This is a genomic window from Novosphingobium sediminicola (assembly GCF_014196525.1).
GTDB lineage: Bacteria > Pseudomonadota > Alphaproteobacteria > Sphingomonadales > Sphingomonadaceae > Novosphingobium > Novosphingobium sediminicola.
Window position 1 is genome coordinate 45,316 of sequence record NZ_JACIDX010000020.1, and the last position, 20,447, is coordinate 65,762.

Here is a 20,447-nt window from a genome sequence, read left to right on the forward strand (position 1 = left end):
CCAGATTTTTGAAATGTTGTGTCGGCGATCAGGTTGCCAAAGCGCGCGCGATCACCATCCGTTGAATATCGCTGGTGCCCTCATAAATCTGGCACACACGCACATCGCGATAGATCTTGGCCACGCCGTAATCCTCCAGATAACCATAGCCGCCCAAAGTCTGGATCGCACCCGACACCACGGCCTCCGCCATTTCCGATGCTACCAGCTTGGCCATGGATGCTTCGATCAGACAGGATGCACCGCTGTCGCGCACCGCGGCGGCATGCAGCACCAATTGCCGCGCCGCCTCAAGCCTTGCCGCCAGATCGGCCAGGCGATGGCCCACCGCCTGATGCTGAATAATCGGCTGGCCAAAGCTTTGGCGGTCCCTGGCATAGGCGATGGCGATGTCCAGCGCGGCAGCGGCCATGCCCACGCATTGTGCGGCAATGCCGATGCGCCCCGCCTCCAGATTGGCCAGAGCGATGCGATAGCCATCCCCCACCGTGCCCAGCACCAGTTCATCGGGCACAAACACATCGTCAAACCGGATCGCACAGGTGTCCGAGGCCGATTGCCCCAATTTATGCTCGACCTTATCCACGCCGTAGCCGGGACTGTCGGTCGGAACGAGAAAGGCCGACAGCCCGCGTTTGCCCGCCGACGGATCGATAACGGCAAACACAATCGCAAGGCCCGCGATGCGCCCGTTCGAAATGAACTGTTTCGCGCCATTCAGCCTCCAGCCGCCATCGACCCGCAACGCTTTTGTCCGCAAGGCCGATGCATCGGACCCCGCATCCGCCTCGGTCAGGGCGAAGGCGCCGGTAAAACGGCCCGCAATCAGATCGCCAAGGAAGCGATCCTGCTGCGCCGCAGAGCCATATTTGAGCAAGGCCGACACGATCAAACTGTTATGGATCGACAGGATGGTCGAAAGCGCCCCGTCGCCCGCCGCCACCTCCATCAGCACCAGCGCATAGGACACCGCATCCAGCCCCGCCCCGCCCACGCTTTCAGGCGCGGTCATGCTCCACAGGCCAAGCTCCGCCAGTCTGGCGAACAGATCGGTCGGGTAAGCGCCCGCCGCCTCATAGGCCATGACATTGGGGCGAATGGCCTCTCTGGCAAAGGTACGGACCATGTCGCGGATGGCGGTTTGTGTGTCTGAGAGAATCATCAAACTCTCCGGTATATTTTCTACTCATTAGTAGATTGTCTTCTGATTGGTTTCGTGTCAACAGGGCAAAGCCGGTTCGGGAGACAAATTTTGACGCAAAGCCCATCCCCCTTTCAAACCCCGCAACAGCGCAGCCATGCACGCGCGGCCAAACGGGACGCGGTGCTGCGCGCGGCGGTGCAGATGTTCAACGAACGCGGTTTTCATCAAACCTCGCTCGATGATGTCGCGGCGCGGCTGGGCGTATCGAAACCGACGATTTATCATTACCTTGGCAACAAGGATCAGGTGCTGTTCGAATGCGTGACCATCGGCCTGTCGCAATTGCTGGAGGCCGCGCAGGCATCGCGTGAGGCGCAGGGCAGCGGGGCGGATCGGCTGACCGCCTTCCTTTTGCGCTATGCCGAAATCAACATGGATGACTTTGGCCGATGCGTGATCCGCACCAGCGATGAGGCGCTGGGCGCCGAAAGCCGGGCGCAGTTTCACGCGCTTAAGCGCAAGATCGACACCGCCATGCGTCAGTTGATCGAGGAAGGCATGGAAGACGGTTCGATCGCGCCCGGCAATGCCAAGATGCTGGCCTTCACTCTTGCAGGCGCGCTTAACTGGCCCGCCCGATGGCACGATCCCGCCGGAGACGAAACCCCGGCGCAGATTGCCCGCCATCTGGTGCAGCATCTCGCCCATGGGTTCCTGCCCCGCTGATTATGGGATCAGCACCGCCTTGATGCATTCCCCGCGATGCTGCGCGGCAATGGCCGCGTTGATCTGGTTCAGAGGAAAGGTCTTGACCAGCCGGTCGAAGGGAAACTGCCCCGCGCGATAGAGCGCGACCAGTTCGGGGATGAAGCCCTGAAGGTCGCTGTCGCCCTCGACAATCCCGATGATGCGGTGGCCAAAGGTGATCAGACCGGCCAGATTGATGCTGACCGCGCTATCCGGTTTGGGCGGCACGCCCACCAGCCCCAGCAGGCCGCGGCTGGTCAGACTGGCCAGCGCGGCTTCGACCACCGCTTCACGCCCGCTTGTTTCCAGCGCGAAATCGACGCCTTGGGGCAACAAGGCACGCAGCGCCCCCGCCACATCGCCCGCCGCCGGGTCGATCACCTCACTGGCGCCCAGCTCCAGCCCAAGCGCCCGACGCGCGGCCAGCGGTTCGACCAGGATGATCCGGGCGCACCTACGCAAATGCGCCGCCATCACCCCGGCCAGCCCCACCGGACCGCCACCGAAAATTGCGACCGTGCTGCCCGGCGGACAATCCATCGAACGCAGGATCGCCCCCGCCCCGGTCTGCAACCCGCAACCTAGCGGGCCAAGGATGGCCAGATCATCGCCCGCCTCAACTTTCACCACATTACGGTGATGGGTGATGGCATGGCTGGCAAAGGAGGACTGGCCGAAAAAGGCGCCCGACACCGGCGTGCCGTCGCGGCTCAGGGGACTGCTGCCATCGGGCCGGGCGCCCGCGTAATTGAGCGGCACGAATTCCCGGCAATAGGAGGGCAGATGATCGTCGCAGCGCGGGCAATGGCCGCAACTGGAAAAGCCCAGCACGACCGCATCGCCCGGCGCCAGTTCGGTGACGCCTTCCCCCACTGCCTCAACCACGCCCGCTCCTTCGTGGCCCAGCACGGCGGGCAAGGGCAAAGGCACGAACTGATCACGAAACACCAGATCGGTATGGCACAGACCTACGCCCAAGATGCGCACCAGGACTTCACCCGCACGCGGAATGTCCAGATCCAGCGTCTGGATCGCAAAATCGCTGTGGGGGGCAATGGCAACGGCGGCGGTAATCTGCATAAATCGCTCCTCAGATCGCCATGACGACGGTTTTGGGTTCCAGATAGGCGTCCAGCACCTCGGCCCCGTTTTCCCGGCCCAGACCCGAATGCTTCATCCCGCCAAACGGGAAAGCGGGGTCGGCCAGCATGATGCAATTGGCAAAGACCGTGCCCGCCTCCAACCGCGCCGCCGCGTGATGCGCGGTGGAAAGATCACGGGTCCAGATATGGGCGGCAAGGCCATAGGCGCTGTCATTGGCCCTAGCGATAACCTCGTCGAGATCGTCGAAGGGGGTGACGGCCAGCACCGGGCCGAACACTTCCTCACGCGCGATTTCGGCGCCATGGGGCACATCGCGCAGCACGATTGGGGCGACATAATGGCCTTGCGCGGGTATGGCCGCCTGCGGTCCTACCCGCGCGATGCCCGCCGCCATGGCACGTTCGACAAAACCGGACACGCGGGCCTTCTGGCGCGCGCTGATCAGCGGCCCAAGCTGGCTGGCACGATCCGCGCTGGGGCCCAGTGTTTGCGAGGCCCCAACCTGCGCCAGCCCTTCCAGCACCTGTTCATAGATCGAGCGATGGACATGGGCCACGCTGCCCGCATAGCAGACCTGACCGGAGTTGAAGAAACAGCCCATCGCCGCCTGCGGAATGGCCAGCGAAAGATCGGCATCGGCGCAGATGATCGAGGGCGATTTGCCTCCCAGTTCCAGCGTGATCCGTTTGAAATCAGGCACGCTGGCGCCCAGAATGGCGCGGCCCGTCATGGTGGAGCCGGTAAAAGCCACCTTGGCGATGCCGGGATGACCTGCCAGCGCCCCCCCCGTTGCCCCATCACCCGTCAAGACCGTGAAGACGCCGGGCGGGAAACCGACCTCGCGTGCCAGTTCGGCAAGCCGTAGCGCCGAAAGCGGGGTTTCCGCCGCCGGTTTAAGGATCAGCGTGCATCCCGCCGCCAGCGCCGGGGCGATTTTCCACATGGCCAGCACCAGCGGGAAATTCCACGGCGTGATGGCCGCCACAACGCCCACCGGTTCACGGCGGGAATAGACGTGATAATGGCCCGGCGTTGCCGCCAATGTCCCGGCCCGGCCCGCCAGTTTCGAGGGCCATCCGGCATAGCAGCGCAGCCACGCAATGGCGGCAGGAATGTCCACCGCCTCGGCAAGGGCGACAGGCTTGCCGCAATCGAGCGCCTCCAGCGCGGCAAGACGGGGTAGATCGGACTCCATCGCATCGGCAAGGCGGTGGAGCAGGCGTTCGCGCGCCAGCGGGGCCAGATCGCGCCACGAAGGGTCCGCCAAAGCCCGCCGCGCCGCATCGACGGCGGCATCGACCGCATCGGCCCCCGCCACCGGCACATCAGCAAAGATCGCGCCGGTGCAGGGATCTTCGAGCCCATAGCGCCCTGCCTCCGGCAAGGGCGCGGCGCCGACCGACAGGCTAAGGTCCGGCAATTGCAAATCGGCAAAGCCGGGCTGCATCGTCATGAGGTCAATTCCTGTTTCTTTTGCGGAAATCGCTGGGCGCCTCGCCCGAGAAATGGCGGAAGGCACGGGTGAAATGGCTCTGGCTGGTAAAGCCCAGGCTTTCGGCAATCATGGCGATCGACATGTCGCTCTGGTGCAGCATCTGCTGCGCCTTATCGAGGCGGGTCTTCATCACATATTGATGCGGGGAAAGCCCGGTCGCCTTGCGAAACACCCGGCAGAAATGCGAAGGTGTAAGGCCCGCCACGCTCGACATTTCCTCGAGCGAATGCTCGGCCTCTGGGTTTTGCAGGATGGCGTTCATCACATGGTGAATGCGGTAGGAGGAGAAGGAGGCGGTAGGAATATCCTGCGATGTCATCGAATTGGCGCCGCGCAGGATATGCGCCTTGAGCGCGTTGACCAGCGCGCCGATATAGACCTCACGCTCCGTGCTTTGCGGGGCATAGAGTTCGGAGAGCACCTGCCGCGTCAGCGCCGCGCCAAGCGGATCGGAAAAAGCAAAACGCATCTGGCGGAATTGATCCTGCGCGGGCGCGCGGAACAATTGCTCGGACGAAACACTGAGCGTCACGACATCGAGTTCGCCATCCACCAGCCAGCCCGTCTGTTGCCCCGCCGGCACGATGGTGGCGCAGCCGGGGATCGAGACATGCTCGCTCCACCCGCCGTTCAGCCATGTCCGGTTGTGCTGCTGCCCGGCGATATGCATGGTGTAGAGCGGTTCGGGCAAGGCCGGCACGGTGTAGGAGCCGACGAATTGCCGCCACCGGCACAATTGCCAGCCATCCTGCTTTGACCCCAATTGCATGTCCGGCCCCCGCCCCAGCGCATCGGCAATGATCGCCTCGCTGGTGCCCGCCGGATTTGAGCGTGCATGTTCCTGCATCTGTTCTCTCCCCGCGGGTCCGGCGATCACCCGGCCTGCAATTTCACATCGAGATTCTTGAGCCCGTTTATGAAATTCGACCGGAACCGGCGCGGCGTGAACAAGAGTTCGAAACCTTTGACCCGCTCTGCCAGCAGACGGAACGCCACCCGCAATTGCATTTCGGCAAGGCGCGATCCGACACACACGTGCTGGCCGCTGCCGAAGCCTAGATGCTGGATGTTTCCGCGCGTGATGTCAAAATCATTGGGGCGTTCAAACACCGTCTCGTCACGATTGGCGGACGTGTACCACATCACCACCTTGTCGCCCTTGGCGATGCGCCTGTCGCCAAGGACCGTATCCTCGGTGGCGGTGCGGCGCATATGCATCACGGGACTGGCATGGCGCACCATTTCGCGCACCGCGCCGGGCAAAAGATCGAGATTGCTGCGCAGTATTTGCCACTGATCGGGGTGCCGCGCGAAATTGACGATCGTGTGGCTGAGCGAATTGCGCGTGGTCTCATTGGCGCCGACCAGCGCGAGGATCATATTGCCCAGGAAATCTCGAAACGGAGTCGGTTGCCCGTCAATCTGGGCATTGGCCAGCAGGCTGGCCAGATCCTGTCCCGGCGTTTGGCGGCGGCTTTCGAACAATTCCCCCATCATGGTGAAGAAGCTGCCCAGAACCTGCGCCATCTGTTCGGGGCTTTGCCGGAAATCGGGGTCATCCTCGCCCACAAAGGCGTTGGTCCAGTCGTAAAGCAAATGCCAGTCGATCTGGGGCGGCAAATCGAACAATTCGCACAAAGTCATCAGGGGCAAAGGTGCCGACAGCGCCTGCACCATATCCACTGGCTGATCGAGGGGAATGGCGTCCAGCAACACCCTGCACCGCTCGACAATCCGCTCCTCGATCCCCGCCAGCCTGCCGGGAGAAACGGCAGGCATCATCATCTTGCGATATTGGGTATGGACCGGCGGGTCGACAGAGATGAAAGGAATGCCGATGGAGCTTTCCCCCGCCCCGGTCAGACCAACTTCATTTTCGTTAAAGATGCGATGGCCGCCATTGGCATGGGCGGAGGAAAACAGCTTGGGTTGGCGCGACACTTCGACAATATCGGCATAGCGCAAAACCGCCCAGAAGCCCGGCCCGTCGCTTTCCTCGTTCCAATAGACCGGATCGGTCCGGCGCAATTGCGCAAACAGATCGTGGGGAACCTCCTCCACATAGAGATCGGGATTTTTCAGATCCGGTCGGGCCAATGACCGGGTAAGTGTGGCAAGCACCATGGCGGTTCTCCGAAAAAGCGTCAGAAGCTGACGCGGCCGCTCAGGCCAAAGGTGCGGGGCGTTGCGGGCACGAGGAAATTATAGGGAAAGCCCGCCCCGCGCAGGTCCAGCCCATAGGCATAGACCCGCGCGTTCAGCGCATTGTTCACCCATGCGCGCAATTGATAATTACCGTGTTTCCAGAGCAGCTGCGCGTTCACCTTGGCATAGCCATTCTGCTGCAGCTCGCTGTTCATCTGTCCCGTGCCCGGCGCATTGGCCAGATTGAACGGGGCGAAATACTGGCGCCCGCTATAAGCCAGATTGGGCGAGAGGGTCAGCACATCGCGCCCGCTGTCGATCAGGTTGATGTCCGCCCCGACCTGGGCCGTGACATGCGGGGCAAAGGGCAGATCCTTGCCCGCCAAATTGGCGCCCTGAAGCGTCAGTTCCTTGTACTGGGCATGCAGCAACCCGACCGAACCGTTGAAGGACAGCCCCCTCGCCGCCTGCCAGTTGAATTCAGCCTCCGCGCCATAGACTTCGGATTTGGGCGCGTTGACGAGGAAGGCCACCGGCCCGGCGCGCGTGTCCTGCAATTGCTGATTGGCATAATCATAATAAAACAGCGCGGTCGAGAAGGACAGGCTGCGGTCAAACAGCCGCCCCTTCAGCCCCGCCTCAAAGGCGTTCACCGTTTCCGGCTTCACATAATTGATGCCCGCCGAGGACGTATAGCTGCCCCCGTTGAAAGCGCCCGAGCGATAGCCGCGATTGTAGCTGACATAGGACAGCAGCCCGTTATCAAACTTGTAGCTGAGCGCCGCGCGGCCGGTGAAAGCATTGTTCGACCCATCGAGCGCAAAACGCGCCGCAGGATCATAGGCGCAGGTGCCCGCCAGCCCCGCACAGGGCACGGTCGTGGCCAGCGGCGTCTGCGCCGCACCGAAACCGCCCATGAAGAGATAGGCATAGCCATCGCGATACTGCGCCTTGTCCGACGTATAGCGCCCGCCCAGCGTCAGCGTCAGGCGCGGCGCGAGCGTGTAATCGGCCTGGGCAAAACCGGCGATGGAGGTGCGGGCCTGACGGAAATGCTGAAAGAAACCACCATTGACGCCCGGCGCCAGCGCGCTGCCGATGCTGAAATTGTTGTCGGTGATCGTGCGGTCCCAGCCATAGAACAGGCCGGTCACCAGCTTGAGCCTGTCAGAACTGTAATTGATCCGCGCTTCTTCGGCGAACTGGCGGAAATCGGACTTCCAGTTGATGTAAAGGATGTCGAGCGGGGCGCCATCGGCATTCTGGCCCATGTTGATGCTGCCCCCGTCATAGGAGGTGATCGAGGTCAGTGTGACGGCGGAGCTGAGGGCATAGGAGATATTGGCGGCCACGCCCCATGCACGGGTGCGGTTCAGACCAAGGTTCTTCTCATTGACCTCAAAGAAACCAAGCCCGCTGCGCGCCGATTGCAGCCCGAAAGTGGCCGAACCGGTGGGATTGTCCCGCCCGGCATAGGCGCGGATCTTGATGTCCAGCCCCGAGCCGGTGGGTTTGATCCGCAAGGACAAGCGGCCTTGCAAAGTGTCCTGACTCGATGGATTGACCCCGCCCGGATAGAGGTTCCTGAACTGGCCATCACCCTTCACATAATTGACGGCCATGCGCAGGCCGACCTGATCCTGCGCCAGCGTGGTTTCCAGCGCGCCTTGCGCGGTAAACGTGTTGAAATTGCCATATCCGGCTTCAAGATAGCCGTTGGTGCCCTCCAGCTTGGGCGCGCGGGTAATGAAATTGATTGCACCGCCCGTGGTGTTGCGGCCAAACAGCGTGCCCTGCGGCCCCCGCAGCACCTCCACCCGGTCCAGATCGAACAGGCCCATGCCATGGCTGGCCCGCGCAGCCAGATAGACATCGTCCATATAGACGCCCACCGGCGAGACCTGATTGGAATTATACTCGTTGGCAACCGAAATGCCGCGCATCGAGAAATTGGGCTGAGCCGCGCCGAAATTGGTGCTGACCTGAAGATTGGGCACGGCCTGCGCCAGATTGACCGAATTGGTCACGCCCTTGCTGGTCAGGCCGCTGCCCCCCAGCGCGGAAATGGCCAGCGGCACATCCATCACCGATTGCGCGCGACGCTGCGCGGTCACCACGATCTCGGCGGCCTCGGGCCGGGCGCCGCCGTCCTTCTCATCGGCCGCCGCGCGGGCGGGCATGGCCAAAACCAGCATGGAACCAAGGGTCAGCAGGCCGACACGCCATCCCGCATGCGCCAGAACTTTCGTTCCCATTATCCTCTCCTCCCATTAACCGGCGGCATTTACCGCTCGGCTGCTTTTTGCGCCGTCCGGACCTTACCGGTGGCTGTGAGGATCGATGTATCGTTAATGGATGGCGATGGCTTTAGACGTCCTTGTCGCAAAATTTGGCATTTCCTGCTCTGCCCTTGCCTCCTTGTGCTGCCGGCTGCTTTTCCCGGTCAAAGAAAGCGCGCCGTATGCCCGCCCGCCCTGTTTGGGCTCCGCGCGGCAAGCGAGCCAAAGCCATGGAGAGGCCTCTTGTTCGACCCCCCGTTTCCTTCTGACCGCCAGCTTTCTCATCCGCGCCATTTTGCCAGGATCTGTCCCGAGAAACCGGCCTGCATCTTTGCCGATACAGACGATGCGCTCAGCTATGGCGCGATGGAGGCAGCGGCCAATCAGGGCGCGCATTTCCTGCGCAGCATGGGCCTGCGGCGAGGCGATGCCTTGGCGGTGATGCTGGACAATGAAGCGGCCACCTTCACCATCGCCTGGGCGGCCCAGCGCTGCGGCCTCTATCTCACCAGCATCTCGACCCGGCTGAGCCCGCAGGATGCCGCCTATATCCTGCATGATTGCGGCGCGCGCCTGCTGGTGCTGTCCGACCGTCTGGCGGAACTGAGCAGGCAGATCGCCGCGCTTGCGCCCGATGTGCCCGTCCGTACCATCGGCGGGCCGCAGGGCTGGCAGGAAGCGATCGTCGCCATGCCCATCACCCCGATCGGCGATGAAAGCCCCGGCGCGGATATGCTCTATTCCTCGGGCACTACAGGGCGGCCCAAGGGTGTCAAACCGCCTCTGCCCGAAGGATCGCTGGGCCAGATCACCCCGCTGATGGCCATGGGCAAGGGACTCTACGGCATGGACCATGACATGGTCTATCTCTCCACCTCGCCGCTTTATCATGCCGCGCCGCTGCGCTGGGCGCTCACCGCGCATCGCTTTGGCGCCAGCGTCGTGGTGATGAACAAATTCGATGCCGAAGCCGCACTCGGGCTGGTTCAGAAGCATAGGGTTACGCATGGCACATGGGTGCCCACCCATTTCGTCCGCCTGCTCAAGCTGGATGAATCCTTGCGCAAACGGTATGATCTTTCCTCGATGCGGGCCGCGATCCATGCCGGTGCGCCCTGCGCGGTGGCGGTGAAGCAGGCGATGATCGACTGGTGGGGGCCGATCATCGAGGAATATTATTCCGGCACGGAAATGTGCGGCATCACCGCCCTGTGTTCGCAGGAATGGCTGGAAAGGCCCGGTTCGGTAGGCAAGGCCGTGCTGGGCGAATTGCATATTCTGGATGACGAGGGACAGGAATTGCCTATTGGCCATACCGGCAATGTCTATTTCGCCCATGGCCCGGCCTTTGAATATCATCAGGACCCGGACAAGACCCGTCAGGCCCACAATGATCGCGGCTGGGCCACGATGGGCGACATCGGGCATCTGGATGCGGACGACTATCTTTTTCTGACCGATCGCAAAAATTTCATGATCATTTCGGGGGGGGTGAATATCTATCCGCAGGAGATCGAGAATTACCTGATCTCGCACCCCGCCATTGCCGATATTGCCGTGGTGGGCGCGCCGGATGCGGAAATGGGCGAAATCGCGGTAGCGGTGGTGCAACCGGTTGAGGGGGTTGTCGGTGATGAAGCGCTTGCCTGCGATCTGCAGGCCTATGCCAGGCAAGGGCTGGGCGGTATCAAGGCTCCCAAGCGGTTTGAGTTTCGCCGGGATCTGCCCCGGGAGCCGACCGGAAAATTGCTGAAAAGCAAGCTGGTGGAGGAATTTCGCGCCGGGGCTGGTGGGTAAAGTCAGCCGGATCGCCGGGGCTTCGGGGAAGCTTTCATAGATGCTCGGGCGTGGCCAAGCGTTACGCTCCAAGCCCATGTCTCAGTAGCGGGCGGAAAAGGTGGGCCTGTCAAAGAGCTCTTGGCTGCCCGCGGACGGATGTTTTCAATGCCTATGCGAGACAGGCCAAGGACATATTCTGATCCGGATTATTTGCCGCCGTTCTGCCCAAATCCCGCGATTTTCGTCAAACTCCACTATTGCAATTAATTCTCATTTGCGTATTAGCCCTGCAAAATGTTGTTTGTGGGGACGAAATGAAAATGCAGAAGACATCGCGATGGTCCGGCACCTCTGGCGCCTCGCTCCTTGCCTTGGCCCTCGTGGCCGCGCCGGGCCTCGCTCTGGCCGCGACCGTCGAGGATGGCGATGGAGCGAAGGGGGAGGAAATCGTCGTCACCGCCGATCGCCGTGACAGCTTCAGTGCCGATTATGTTCAGGCCGGAACATTCCGCGATGCGCGCCTGCGCGACACGCCGCTGACCATCGCGGTCATGACCAAGGATATTCTGGAAGCACAGCAGGTGCGCTCGGTGGTCGATGCGGTGCGCAACACGCCGGGCGTGACACAGGCCCAGATCAACAGCGCAATCTACAGCAATTTGGCTATCCGAGGCATCACGCTCAACAATTTTACCAATGTACGCTGGAACGGTGTCCTGCCGATCGTGAACCTGATCGAGCAACCCATCGAGAGCAAGGACCGCATCGAGGTGCTCAAAGGTGCCGCAGGCCTCTATTATGGTTTTGCCACACCATCGGGCATCATCAATCTTGTCACCGAAAGGCCGGGCAAAGCACCGGTGAACCGGATCGACGTCATGGGCGATTCCAATGGCACGATTGGCGGCAGCGTCGATGTTTCGCGCAATTTGGGATCGCGCGCAGGACTGCGGGTCAATGCGGGTGGAACCTCGCTGGAAACCGGCATCCAGCGCAGTTCGGGTTCGCGCCGCTTCATCTCCGGCGCCTTCGACTGGCGGCCGCTGGATGGGCTCGAAGTGCTGCTGGATGCGGAATATAATTTCAAGACCATCACCGAACCGACCGAATTCAGCCTGCCCGCCGCCGTCAACGGCGTGATCGCCATCCCGCCGCTTCAGGCTTCGTCGAAAAACCTCGGCGCGGCATGGATGCAGGGGCGCGGGTGGGAGACGAACCTGCTGGCGCGGGTGAATTACGATTTCGCGCCCAAATGGCGCCTCGCGCTGGCGGCGGGACAGTCCTATCTGACGCGCAACCGGGCCTATTCCTCTTTCTCGGGCTATAATCTGGGCACAGGCGACGGCACGCTTTCGGTGGCCATGACCAGCGGCAATGACTACAAGAACGTCATCTATCGCAGCGACATTTCCGGTTCGTTTCAGACCGGGCCGATCAGCCACGCGCTGATGGTGGGCGTTTCCTATTACACCCGCGACAGCAATGTGCCGACGGCGGTACGCTACAGTTTCGCGCAAAACCTCTACAATCCGGTCGCAATCCCCCAGCAGCCCAACCCGGCGCGCATCATCGCCAATCCATCGCGGGTGGAGGACTTCGGCGTCTATATTTTCGACCGCGCCTCGCTGGGCGAATGGTTGCAGGCGACCGTTGGTTATCGCAAGACCGACTATAGCGATGTCAGCAAGACCAGTTCGTATAAGATCCGGCCCGGCACATGGTCCTATGGCGTGATGGTCAAACCGTTCCATTGGGCCAATGTTTACGCCAACTATATCGAAGGGCTGGAGCCCGGCCCGATTGCCCAGCAGATCGCCAACAATGCGGGCGAGGTCCTGCCCGCCGCCATCAGCCGCCAGAAGGAAGTGGGCATCAAGATCGAGCCGATCCGGGGCGTGCTGCTGACGGGCGCCTATTTCCATATCCGGCGCCCCTCGGCCTATCTCAACAGCGCCAATACCTATGTTCAGGATGCCGAGGCGCTCTATCAGGGCGCCGAATTCAGCGTGGTGGGCGAGGTACTTCCCCGCCTCTCGCTCTCGGCCAGCGCGATGGTGCTGGATGCCAAGCAGCAATCAGGCAATGCCGCGGTGATCGGGAAAATGATCGAGAATGTCTCGAAATTTTCCGGCTCGATCTTTGCCGAATATCGCGTGCCGCTGGTGGAGGGCCTGCGCGTATCGGCGGGCATGTTCCATGTCGGGCGGCGGGCGGTCAATGCGCTCAATCAGGGTTTCGTGCCCGGTTATGAAACCTTTGACATTGGCGCGAGCTATGACTTCAACCTTGCCGGACGCCGCACAACCTTGCGCGCCTATGCCGAGAATGTGACCGGCAAGCGCTATTGGGCCTCGACCGGATCGAGCCTGCTGGCTCAAGGCCTGCCCGGCAGCGTGCGGATGAGCCTGTCGACCCGCTTCTGATGGTTGATCAGCCGGAGCCCAAACTCCGGCTGACGCATCATCCCCGCCGCGAAGGCCGCCGGAACCAGAAGCTCCAGACCGCCAGCGAACCCAGCATGGCCAGCCCCAGCCCCGAAATGGTCATGATCCAGCGCCCCGCCCCCGGCAAAGCATCGCCGGTATGCAGCGGATATTCCGCATTCTTTACCCGCGCGCGGATCGGGAGAGTGCGGGAATCGCGCCATTGCGCCAGTTGTCCCTTGCCATCGAACCACAGCATCGTGCGCCCGTTGGGCGTCCATTCGCCAGGCCGCCGCATACGGATCAGGATCCGCGCCTCCCTGGCGTTAGGCAGGGCGATATAGCGCAATTCACCATCGGGCACCTGGGCCCGCGCCGTGGCGATCACCGCCTGCCAGTCGATGGGGGGCTGGACCTGCGCTGTGGGCGCTTTGGGCGCTTTGGCCCGCTGCGCCGCGCCAAACGGGGCCAGCAGGACATCCTCCACCACCGGAAGCGCCATCATCGCACCGCTGACAAAGCTGAGCACGAGAAAGGGCGCGACCATGACCCCCAGATCGCGGTGATGGCGCAGGATCGCCGGGCGGCTCAGCCGTTTGGGTGTGAGGCGGAATTCAAAGGTCGAGCGCGTACGCCACCACAACAGAACGCCGGTGATGACAAAGCCCAGCCCGATCAGCCCCGCGATACCGACGATGGCCTCGCCGGTATCGCCGCTGAACAGACGGCGGTGCAGATCGATGATCCAAACCTCGGGCCGCTGCCATTCGCTTGACCATTGGGTAACAATCTGCCCCGATTGATCGAAATAGGCCCCGCCCTCTCCCGTGTAATAGGCGCGATGCACGCCCAGCCCGTCGCCCGCCACGCGCAGGCTGCGCAGCTTATGCGCCGGATCGCCCAGCATATGCGTAACCAGCGCCGCAAGCCGCGCATCGTCGCGGGTCACCGGATCGGCGGCATGGGCCATGGTCCAGCGCAGAAACAGCGTTTGATGCAGCAGAAAGACGCCCGTGGCGCCCAGCACCGCCAGCAACACGCCAAGAATTCCGCCCGTCCAGCGATGCAGCGTTTCGATGCTGCGCATCGCCTTGCCCGTGCCGAAAACCTTGGCTTTTGCGGTGATTTTGGGGTTCGACGCCGTCTTGGCCCGGTTCATGGCGGCCTCCTTCATGCGCGCGGTCCTCCGGCGGCCCAGGTCACCGCCGCGTCGAACAGGCGCAGCCCAGCGGGCGACAGATTGGTGAATGTCTCATTGTTCAGGAACATCATCACCCGCCGCGCCGGGGCCAGTGTTTCGTAATCCATCGTCGCGCCCTTTTCATAGCCGAAGATCGCCGCCTTTTCAGGCTGGCCATAAAGTGTGGCGATGGTGATGGCGCCAAGGCCCGGCTTGCCCCAGCTCATCGGCGCCTGCTTTGCATAGACATTGGCCAACCCGGCCGAAAGCCCGCCCGCCATCGGATGGGGGGCGTTGACGATCCAGAGGTAACGCTCCTTCTCCGCCTCGCCAAAATCGAGATCATGCCGCTTGCCGGTCATCGCCAGATCATCGAGACAATCGTTCTCCCATGTCAGCAGGGGAACGGGCGAGCGACGCCATGCCGGATCGACATCCTTGGCCGCCACGGTCGAGGACAGAATGACCAGATCGAAGCCTGTGGCGGCCGATGGCCCGGCGCGCTGATCGGCCATTTCCACGGCAAAGCCGCTCGCCAGCAGATGGTCGCGCAAGGCCTGATCGACAGCCATGCTCGGTCCGCCCTGCTGCACCACCAGCAGGACGCGCCGGGCCGCCGAGGCCGGGATCGGAGTCGGGGCCGCAACCGCAGGCATGGCCATCAGCGCGGCCAGCGCCGCCAGACCGGATGTGAGGCTGCGCCTGTCCATCATCGTGGACCCGTTAAAGCGCGATGGAGGCAGTGAGCGAGACACGGCGCGGATCTCCGATCGAGACGAAATAGACATTGACCGCCGACTGGTAATAGGTGCGGTCGAACAGGTTCTTGACGTTAAGCTGGAGGCTGGCCTTCTTTCCCATCACGCGCGTGTCATAGGTGAGGAAGGCATCAGCCACTACATAACTGGGCAAAAAGAAGCTGTTGGCTGAGTCCCCGGCCCGGCGACCAACATAGCGCGGTCCTCCGCCAAGGCGCAGTCGGTCGCCCCCCGCGATCCGCCCGAAATCATAGACGCCCGACAGCGACGCGGTATTCTTCGCCACATTGGCCAGCAGGTTTCCGGCATAAAGCGGATCCTGGGTGGTCTTGGCATCGGTATAGGCAAAGCTGGCGATGGTGCTGAGATGGTCGGTGATCTGCCCCGCCAGATCGAGCTCCACCCCGCGCGAACGGGCGCGCCCGGCGGTGCGATAGTCGGTCAGGCCGGTGGCAGTGTTATATTGCGACACGATCACATTGCGCTTGTCGATATCATAGACCGCCAGCGTGCCGGTGATGCGATGAGGCAATTCGACCTTCACGCCCGCTTCGAACTGACGCCCGCGTTCGGGGGCAAAGCTGGAATCCAGCACGACGCCGGTTGACAGCGCCGCGATGGTCGAGGCGGGTTTGAGCGACTGAGTATAGCTGAGATAGGCCGAGAGGAAGTCGGTCGCCTTATAGACCAGACCCACGCGCGGCAGGAACTTGTCGCCCTCGATATTGGTGTTGGCCACGAAAGGCCGCCCCTTGCCTGCGACTTGCCGATAATGCAGGAAACGTCCGCCCGCGACAAAGATCCACTTATCGCCCAGATGCACGGTATCCTGCGCAAAGAACGAGTAATTGTGCAGGTTGTCGGTCTGGTCGCTGTCGCTGGCCGAAACGGTGGTCGAGATCGCCTGACGGCCATAGATCGGCGTGAAATAGCTAAAGCCCGTGGTGACCGCCTGACGCAGCAGGTCGCGGCGATAAATGCGGCGATGCTCGGCCTCGGCGCCCAATTGCAGGTCGTGCTTCATGCCCAGCCATTGCACCGAACCGTCGATATAGGCGGTGCTGTACAGATCGGTGCTGAGCGCGCCGCGCGTGCCGTCATTGCTGCGGGTGACGGCGCCCGTGGTGGTGTTGACGCCCGACACGCGGAACTGGCCCGCATCATAGGTTTCGGAATTGAAGCTGCCGCTGAAATGTGCGCCCCAGCCCTTGCCCAATTGATGGTCGATAGAAAGCTGGCCCAGATGCGTCTGACCCGCCATGATGTTGGTCGGTTCGTCCAGTCGCTCGCGCCGGTCGATGGCCAGCGGGGCGCCGGTCTTGCTGTCGATTACGGTGCCGCGGTCAAAGGGGGCGCTGTATCTGCGATATTCGTACCAAGCCACCACCTGCGTCTTTTGCCCATAATAGGCCAGCGAAGGGGCGACCAGCGTTTCATGGCGCGCGCCGAAATTGCGCCAATAGGCTGAATCCTCCTGATCCACCACCAGTCGATAGGCCAGATTGCCGCCCAAAGGCCCGGTGGTGTCGATCATTTCATGCACCCCGTTGCGACCATGGCCATAGGTTTCGCCCGAAACCGACAGCATCGTGGCGGCTTTGGTCTGGGGTTTCTTGCTGACGATGTTGATCACGCCGCCCGGGTCCATGATGCCATAAAGCAGCGAGGAAGGGCCTTTCAGAACCTCGACGCTTTCGGCCGCCGCATTGAAGCCGCGCCCCTGCACCAGCGGCATGCCGTTATGCATGATCGACCCGTCACGATTCCCGCCAAAGCCGCGCTTCATGATCGTGTCCTGGGTCGAGGCCAGCGTGTTGCCCTGGGTAATGCCGCTGACATTGGTCAGCACATCGTCGAGATAGCGCGGGCGCTGGTCGCGGATCACCTGCGCCGCGACGATATTGACCACTTGCGGCACATCGAGCGCGCGGGCCGAGGAGCGCAGGGTCGAGGCATCGGGGGTGGGCTGATAGCGGTCGTCGGCCCCGATCTGCACCTGCGATGCACGCGCCGTCACGATGATCGTGTCTCCCTGCGTTGTGGGCGTGTCGGCATGGGCGTGCGCCCCGCTGACAAAAAGGGCCGTGGAAGCAAAGAGGGCAGATTTCAGGGACACAAAGGTTCTCGCTATGGCTGGACATTTTAGATAATGCGAGTCGATTGCATTATCAGAATCTGCCCTTAGCGAGGTGCTGATGGATCGTAAAGCGGAGCCGCCGAAAGTTTGCGATTTGTAACAGTCACAACCGGATCGGCCCACCCTGATATTGCGCCTGCCACATCACGGCGGCGATCTCGGCCCTGTCAGGGCCACCCGCGCCTTGGCTGACGGCGCAGGCCACTTCGAGCGCCACATCGCGCAGTCTCTCGATGGGGGGAAGCAGGGGGCCGTTGCTGTTCATCCCCGCAATGGTGCGGGCCGCAGCCAGAAACATCTCGTCCGTAACCTGCGATGCACGGGCCGCCAAAACGCCGAGGCCGAGGCCCGGAAAGACATAGACATTGTTGACCTGCGTGATGCCCTCGACCGCAAACGGGCTGCCCGTGCCGATGATGGCGCGCCCCTCGCTCCATGCCTGCACATCGACCGGATGGGCCTCGCAATGCGAGATCGGGTTGGACAAGGGAAAGACAATGGGCTGCGCGGTGCCCGATGCCATGGCCCGGATGACCTCTTCGGAAAATGCACCCGGCTGGCCCGATGTCCCCACCAGCACGGTTGCCCCGACATGGCGCACCACCTGAGCCAACGAAGGCGCGGCATCGCTTGCACAGCCCCATGAGGCAATGTCCTGCGCGCGGCGGGCATAGCGGCGCTGGGCTGGGGAAAGGCCGTCTTGTCCCGCCATCACCAGCCCCATGCAATCGACCGGCCAGATCGCGGCGCGGGCCTGCGCCTCGCTGGCCCCATCCTCCACCATGGCCCTGACCAGAAGGTCGGCAATGCCCGCCCCGGCCGCGCCAAAACCGAACATCACGATCCGCTGATCCTGCAAAGGGCTTCCCACGCGCCTGACGGCGGCCATCAATGTGCCGACGGCGGTGGCGGCGGTGCCCTGAATATCATCGTTGAAAGAGGGCAGCATTGTCCTGTACCGATCGAGCAGTTTCCAGGCATTAGCCCCGGCAAAATCCTCCCATTGCAGGACCACATGGGGCCAGCGCTGCGCCACAACCTCGACAAATTGATCGACGAACCCATCGTAATCCTCACCACGCACGCGGGCATGGCGCCAGCCCACATAGAGCGGATCATCGCGCAGGGCCGCATTGTCGGTGCCCGCATCCAGCAGGATCGGCAGCACTTCGCCCGGATGGATTCCCGCGCAGGCGGTGTAGAGCGCCAGCTTGCCGATGGGGATGCCCATACCGCCTGCGCCCTGATCGCCCAGTCCCAGAATACGCTCGCCATCGGAAACCACGATCACCTTGACCCGGTCAAAGGCCGGGTTGGCCAGCATATGTTCGATCCGGTCACGATTGGGCCATGAGATGAAAAGCCCGCGCGCCTTGCGCCAGATCTCGCTGAAACGCCGGCACCCCTCGCCCACCGTGGGCGTATAGACCAACGGCAGCATATGGGGCAGATCGCTTTGCACCAGCGCCTGAAACAGGATCTCATTGCTGTCCTGAAGCTCGCGCAGAAAAATATAGCGATGGAAATCGTCGGGCAGTGCATCGAGCGCCCGGCGGCGGCGTTCGATCTGGGCCTCCAGCGTGCCGACATGGGGCGGCAACAGTCCATGGAGGCCATAATGGTCGCGCTCGTCCTGTGTGAAAGCCGTGCCCTTGTTGGTAAGCGGATCGCTCAGGAGCGCCCTTGCCGTGCCGTAGCCATGCAGTGTGATAATATCCTCCTGTCATTCAGAAGCGGAAGCTGATCCAGCCGGCCAAGAAATCCGAGCTTTTGAAACCGGCATTGGTCAGCGCCGGGCCGGCATGCAGATGCTCGTATCGGCCGGTCACGGAAACATGGGGCGACAAGGTCCAGACGGCCTGCGCGCGGGCGGTTTCGGCGATCTTGCGCCCCGCAGCGTTCTGGGTTCCGGCAAAGGCTGTGCCATTGGCGCGATAGACCGCATCATGGACCGTTTCGCGCCATGAAAACTGATATTCCAGCGAGACGCGCAGGCTCGATGCAGGCTGAAAACTGAAATTGGGCGCGATGGCGATCAGATTGGTCGGCGTGGCATAAAGCTGATAGCTGTAATAGATATTGTTGCCCAAGGGCGCGAGCGCGGTCTTCAGCTTGCCCGTGCCATACGCCCCGCCGCCGGTGGCATAATCGGCATGAAAGCCCACGCGCGGCGCCGAGTGGTTGCGCCCAAGCCGATAGGATTGCGCCATCAGCACCTGCCAGGCCGCGATCGGGCGATTGTCATAATGACCAGCCTGGTAATTGACGGTCCAGTCAAGGTTGACCGGCCCGGCATCGCCCCACAGATGCAGGCCGTAGAATTCGCGCACTTCATGGGCGGTTGTCGCCCCCCATACGGCCGCCGTGTTGCGCAGGCGCCAGTAAAAGGGATCGAGATAGAGTTTCGATCCGCCCAGCCAGTCATTGGGAATGCGCAAGCCCCCCGAAATGCCCGAAAACCGGCGCGTGTCCTTGTTCAGATCGTCGCCCGTGCCCTGTTGTCCGGGGCGGGTGGGAGTAAAATCAAACATGTCGATCCGCATATGCCGCGCCTTCGCCCAGCCCCGGAAACCGTTATAGGACAGAAAGATCGTGTTATTGTCGCGCGGCACCAGCAGCAGGTTCGGCCCGTCGGAAAAGGTCTGGCGGCCATAGCGCACGCCCAGCTTGACCCCGGCCACCTTGGCGGTGACGTCGGCAAAGGACTGCTGAACGATGGCGGTATTGTCCAGATAACCCGATGGCGTACCGATATTGCGCCCCGAAATGCCCGCATGGGCCAGTTCGGCATAAACGCGGATATGCGGGCCGATGTGCAGGTCTGCCCCGCCCACGATGCGGGCAATATCCTGTCTTTGAGCCTGCGCATCTTTCAGGTCCGGGTTGGTGGTCTCATTCACGCGCAGCCGCAATTCGCCCGAGAGTGTGAGATAGATATTGCCCGCCGCATCGACCGGGATGAATTTGAGGTGGTCGATAGCGCTGCGCCGTTTGGCCGGATCGCGCAGCCTGCTCCAATCCTCAACCCAGCGCGACTGGTTATAGCCTGCGCTGGTCACGCCGTCGCCCGCGCCATCGGCCGGATAGGCTTCGGACAAAGGCGCGGCCAGCGCCTGACTGATGCGATCGGGCGGGCCGACCACCTGCGCATGGGCCGCGGCGCCGGAAAAAAGGGCGAGCAAAAGGGCAGCGCCGCCGCCGGGGCGTCGCGAAAAACTGGTCATGGGGGAGCTCTCCGGTCAGTCGGGGCGGTCTT

General features: G+C 62.4%; 14 protein-coding genes. 3 read left to right on the top strand and 11 right to left on the bottom strand.

Going from position 1 to position 20,447, the window contains the following annotated elements; all coding sequences use genetic code 11:
- Window positions 1-28: 28 nt before the first annotated feature.
- The gene (locus tag GGR38_RS20570; RefSeq protein WP_183628278.1) at window positions 29-1,162 is read right to left on the bottom strand and encodes an acyl-CoA dehydrogenase family protein; all 1,134 of its coding nucleotides are present in this window, start codon (window positions 1,160-1,162) and stop codon (window positions 29-31) included.
- 90 nt (window positions 1,163-1,252) lie between these two features.
- Between GGR38_RS20570 and GGR38_RS20575 the strand changes: the two genes are divergently transcribed.
- Window positions 1,253-1,870, top strand: coding sequence for a TetR/AcrR family transcriptional regulator (locus tag GGR38_RS20575; protein ID WP_246405110.1), 618 nt, complete (start codon window positions 1,253-1,255; stop codon window positions 1,868-1,870).
- Here the strand turns inward: GGR38_RS20575 and GGR38_RS20580 are convergent, their stop codons facing one another.
- From GGR38_RS20580 to GGR38_RS20600, 5 genes are read right to left on the bottom strand one after another with little or no spacing between them, the layout of a single operon-like run.
- Window positions 1,871-2,971 (bottom strand): NAD(P)-dependent alcohol dehydrogenase, encoded by a 1,101-nt coding sequence (locus GGR38_RS20580; protein ID WP_183628280.1) that lies wholly within the window; start codon window positions 2,969-2,971, stop codon window positions 1,871-1,873.
- Between the two features lie 10 nt (window positions 2,972-2,981).
- Window positions 2,982-4,448, bottom strand: coding sequence for an aldehyde dehydrogenase family protein (locus GGR38_RS20585; RefSeq protein ID WP_246405111.1), 1,467 nt, complete (start codon window positions 4,446-4,448; stop codon window positions 2,982-2,984).
- A gap of 4 nt (window positions 4,449-4,452) precedes the next feature.
- Window positions 4,453-5,337: a helix-turn-helix domain-containing protein gene (locus GGR38_RS20590; RefSeq protein ID WP_183628281.1), complete on the bottom strand. Its 885-nt coding sequence runs from the start codon at window positions 5,335-5,337 to the stop codon at window positions 4,453-4,455.
- Window positions 5,338-5,363: 26 nt separating this feature from the next.
- On the bottom strand, window positions 5,364-6,614 hold the full coding sequence (locus GGR38_RS20595; protein ID WP_183628283.1) for a cytochrome P450: 1,251 nt from the start codon (window positions 6,612-6,614) through the stop codon (window positions 5,364-5,366).
- 20 nt (window positions 6,615-6,634) lie between these two features.
- On the bottom strand, window positions 6,635-8,890 hold the full coding sequence (locus GGR38_RS20600; protein ID WP_183628285.1) for a TonB-dependent receptor: 2,256 nt from the start codon (window positions 8,888-8,890) through the stop codon (window positions 6,635-6,637).
- A 267-nt stretch (window positions 8,891-9,157) separates the two neighbouring features.
- Between GGR38_RS20600 and GGR38_RS20605 the strand changes: the two genes are divergently transcribed.
- On the top strand, window positions 9,158-10,711 hold the full coding sequence (locus GGR38_RS20605) for an acyl-CoA synthetase (RefSeq protein WP_246405112.1): 1,554 nt from the start codon (window positions 9,158-9,160) through the stop codon (window positions 10,709-10,711).
- Window positions 10,712-11,007: 296 nt separating this feature from the next.
- Window positions 11,008-13,116: a TonB-dependent siderophore receptor gene (locus tag GGR38_RS20610; protein WP_183628287.1), complete on the top strand. Its 2,109-nt coding sequence runs from the start codon at window positions 11,008-11,010 to the stop codon at window positions 13,114-13,116.
- Window positions 13,117-13,153: 37 nt separating this feature from the next.
- Here GGR38_RS20610 and GGR38_RS20615 read toward each other — a convergent pair whose 3' ends face one another.
- From GGR38_RS20615 to GGR38_RS20635, 5 genes are all read right to left on the bottom strand, one after another.
- Entirely contained in the window at window positions 13,154-14,275 is a 1,122-nt protein-coding gene (locus tag GGR38_RS20615) for a PepSY-associated TM helix domain-containing protein (protein WP_246405113.1), read from the bottom strand.
- Between the two features lie 11 nt (window positions 14,276-14,286).
- A complete protein-coding gene (locus GGR38_RS20620; protein ID WP_343059186.1) occupies window positions 14,287-15,051 on the bottom strand; it encodes a hypothetical protein in 765 nt (254 codons plus the stop codon).
- The gene (locus GGR38_RS20625) at window positions 15,020-17,170 is read right to left on the bottom strand and encodes a TonB-dependent siderophore receptor (protein WP_343059187.1); all 2,151 of its coding nucleotides are present in this window, start codon (window positions 17,168-17,170) and stop codon (window positions 15,020-15,022) included. The genes GGR38_RS20620 and GGR38_RS20625 overlap by 32 nt, the downstream gene beginning before the upstream one ends.
- 124 nt (window positions 17,171-17,294) lie before the next feature.
- Window positions 17,295-18,905: an NAD-dependent malic enzyme gene (locus tag GGR38_RS20630; protein ID WP_343059189.1), complete on the bottom strand. Its 1,611-nt coding sequence runs from the start codon at window positions 18,903-18,905 to the stop codon at window positions 17,295-17,297.
- Between the two features lie 13 nt (window positions 18,906-18,918).
- The gene (locus GGR38_RS20635; RefSeq protein WP_183628289.1) at window positions 18,919-20,415 is read right to left on the bottom strand and encodes an alginate export family protein; all 1,497 of its coding nucleotides are present in this window, start codon (window positions 20,413-20,415) and stop codon (window positions 18,919-18,921) included.
- Window positions 20,416-20,447 lie beyond the last annotated feature (32 nt).

Coding starts and splice junctions, on each gene's coding strand:
- GGR38_RS20570 (WP_183628278.1), bottom strand. CDS start 1,162: ATGATTCTCTCAGACACACAAACCGCCATCCGCGACATGGTCCGTACC.
- GGR38_RS20580 (WP_183628280.1), bottom strand. CDS start 2,971: ATGCAGATTACCGCCGCCGTTGCCATTGCCCCCCACAGCGATTTTGCG.
- GGR38_RS20585 (WP_246405111.1), bottom strand. CDS start 4,448: ATGACGATGCAGCCCGGCTTTGCCGATTTGCAATTGCCGGACCTTAGC.
- GGR38_RS20590 (WP_183628281.1), bottom strand. CDS start 5,337: ATGCAGGAACATGCACGCTCAAATCCGGCGGGCACCAGCGAGGCGATC.
- GGR38_RS20595 (WP_183628283.1), bottom strand. CDS start 6,614: ATGGTGCTTGCCACACTTACCCGGTCATTGGCCCGACCGGATCTGAAA.
- GGR38_RS20600 (WP_183628285.1), bottom strand. CDS start 8,890: ATGGGAACGAAAGTTCTGGCGCATGCGGGATGGCGTGTCGGCCTGCTG.
- GGR38_RS20610 (WP_183628287.1), top strand. CDS start 11,008: ATGAAAATGCAGAAGACATCGCGATGGTCCGGCACCTCTGGCGCCTCG.
- GGR38_RS20615 (WP_246405113.1), bottom strand. CDS start 14,275: ATGAACCGGGCCAAGACGGCGTCGAACCCCAAAATCACCGCAAAAGCC.
- GGR38_RS20635 (WP_183628289.1), bottom strand. CDS start 20,415: ATGACCAGTTTTTCGCGACGCCCCGGCGGCGGCGCTGCCCTTTTGCTC.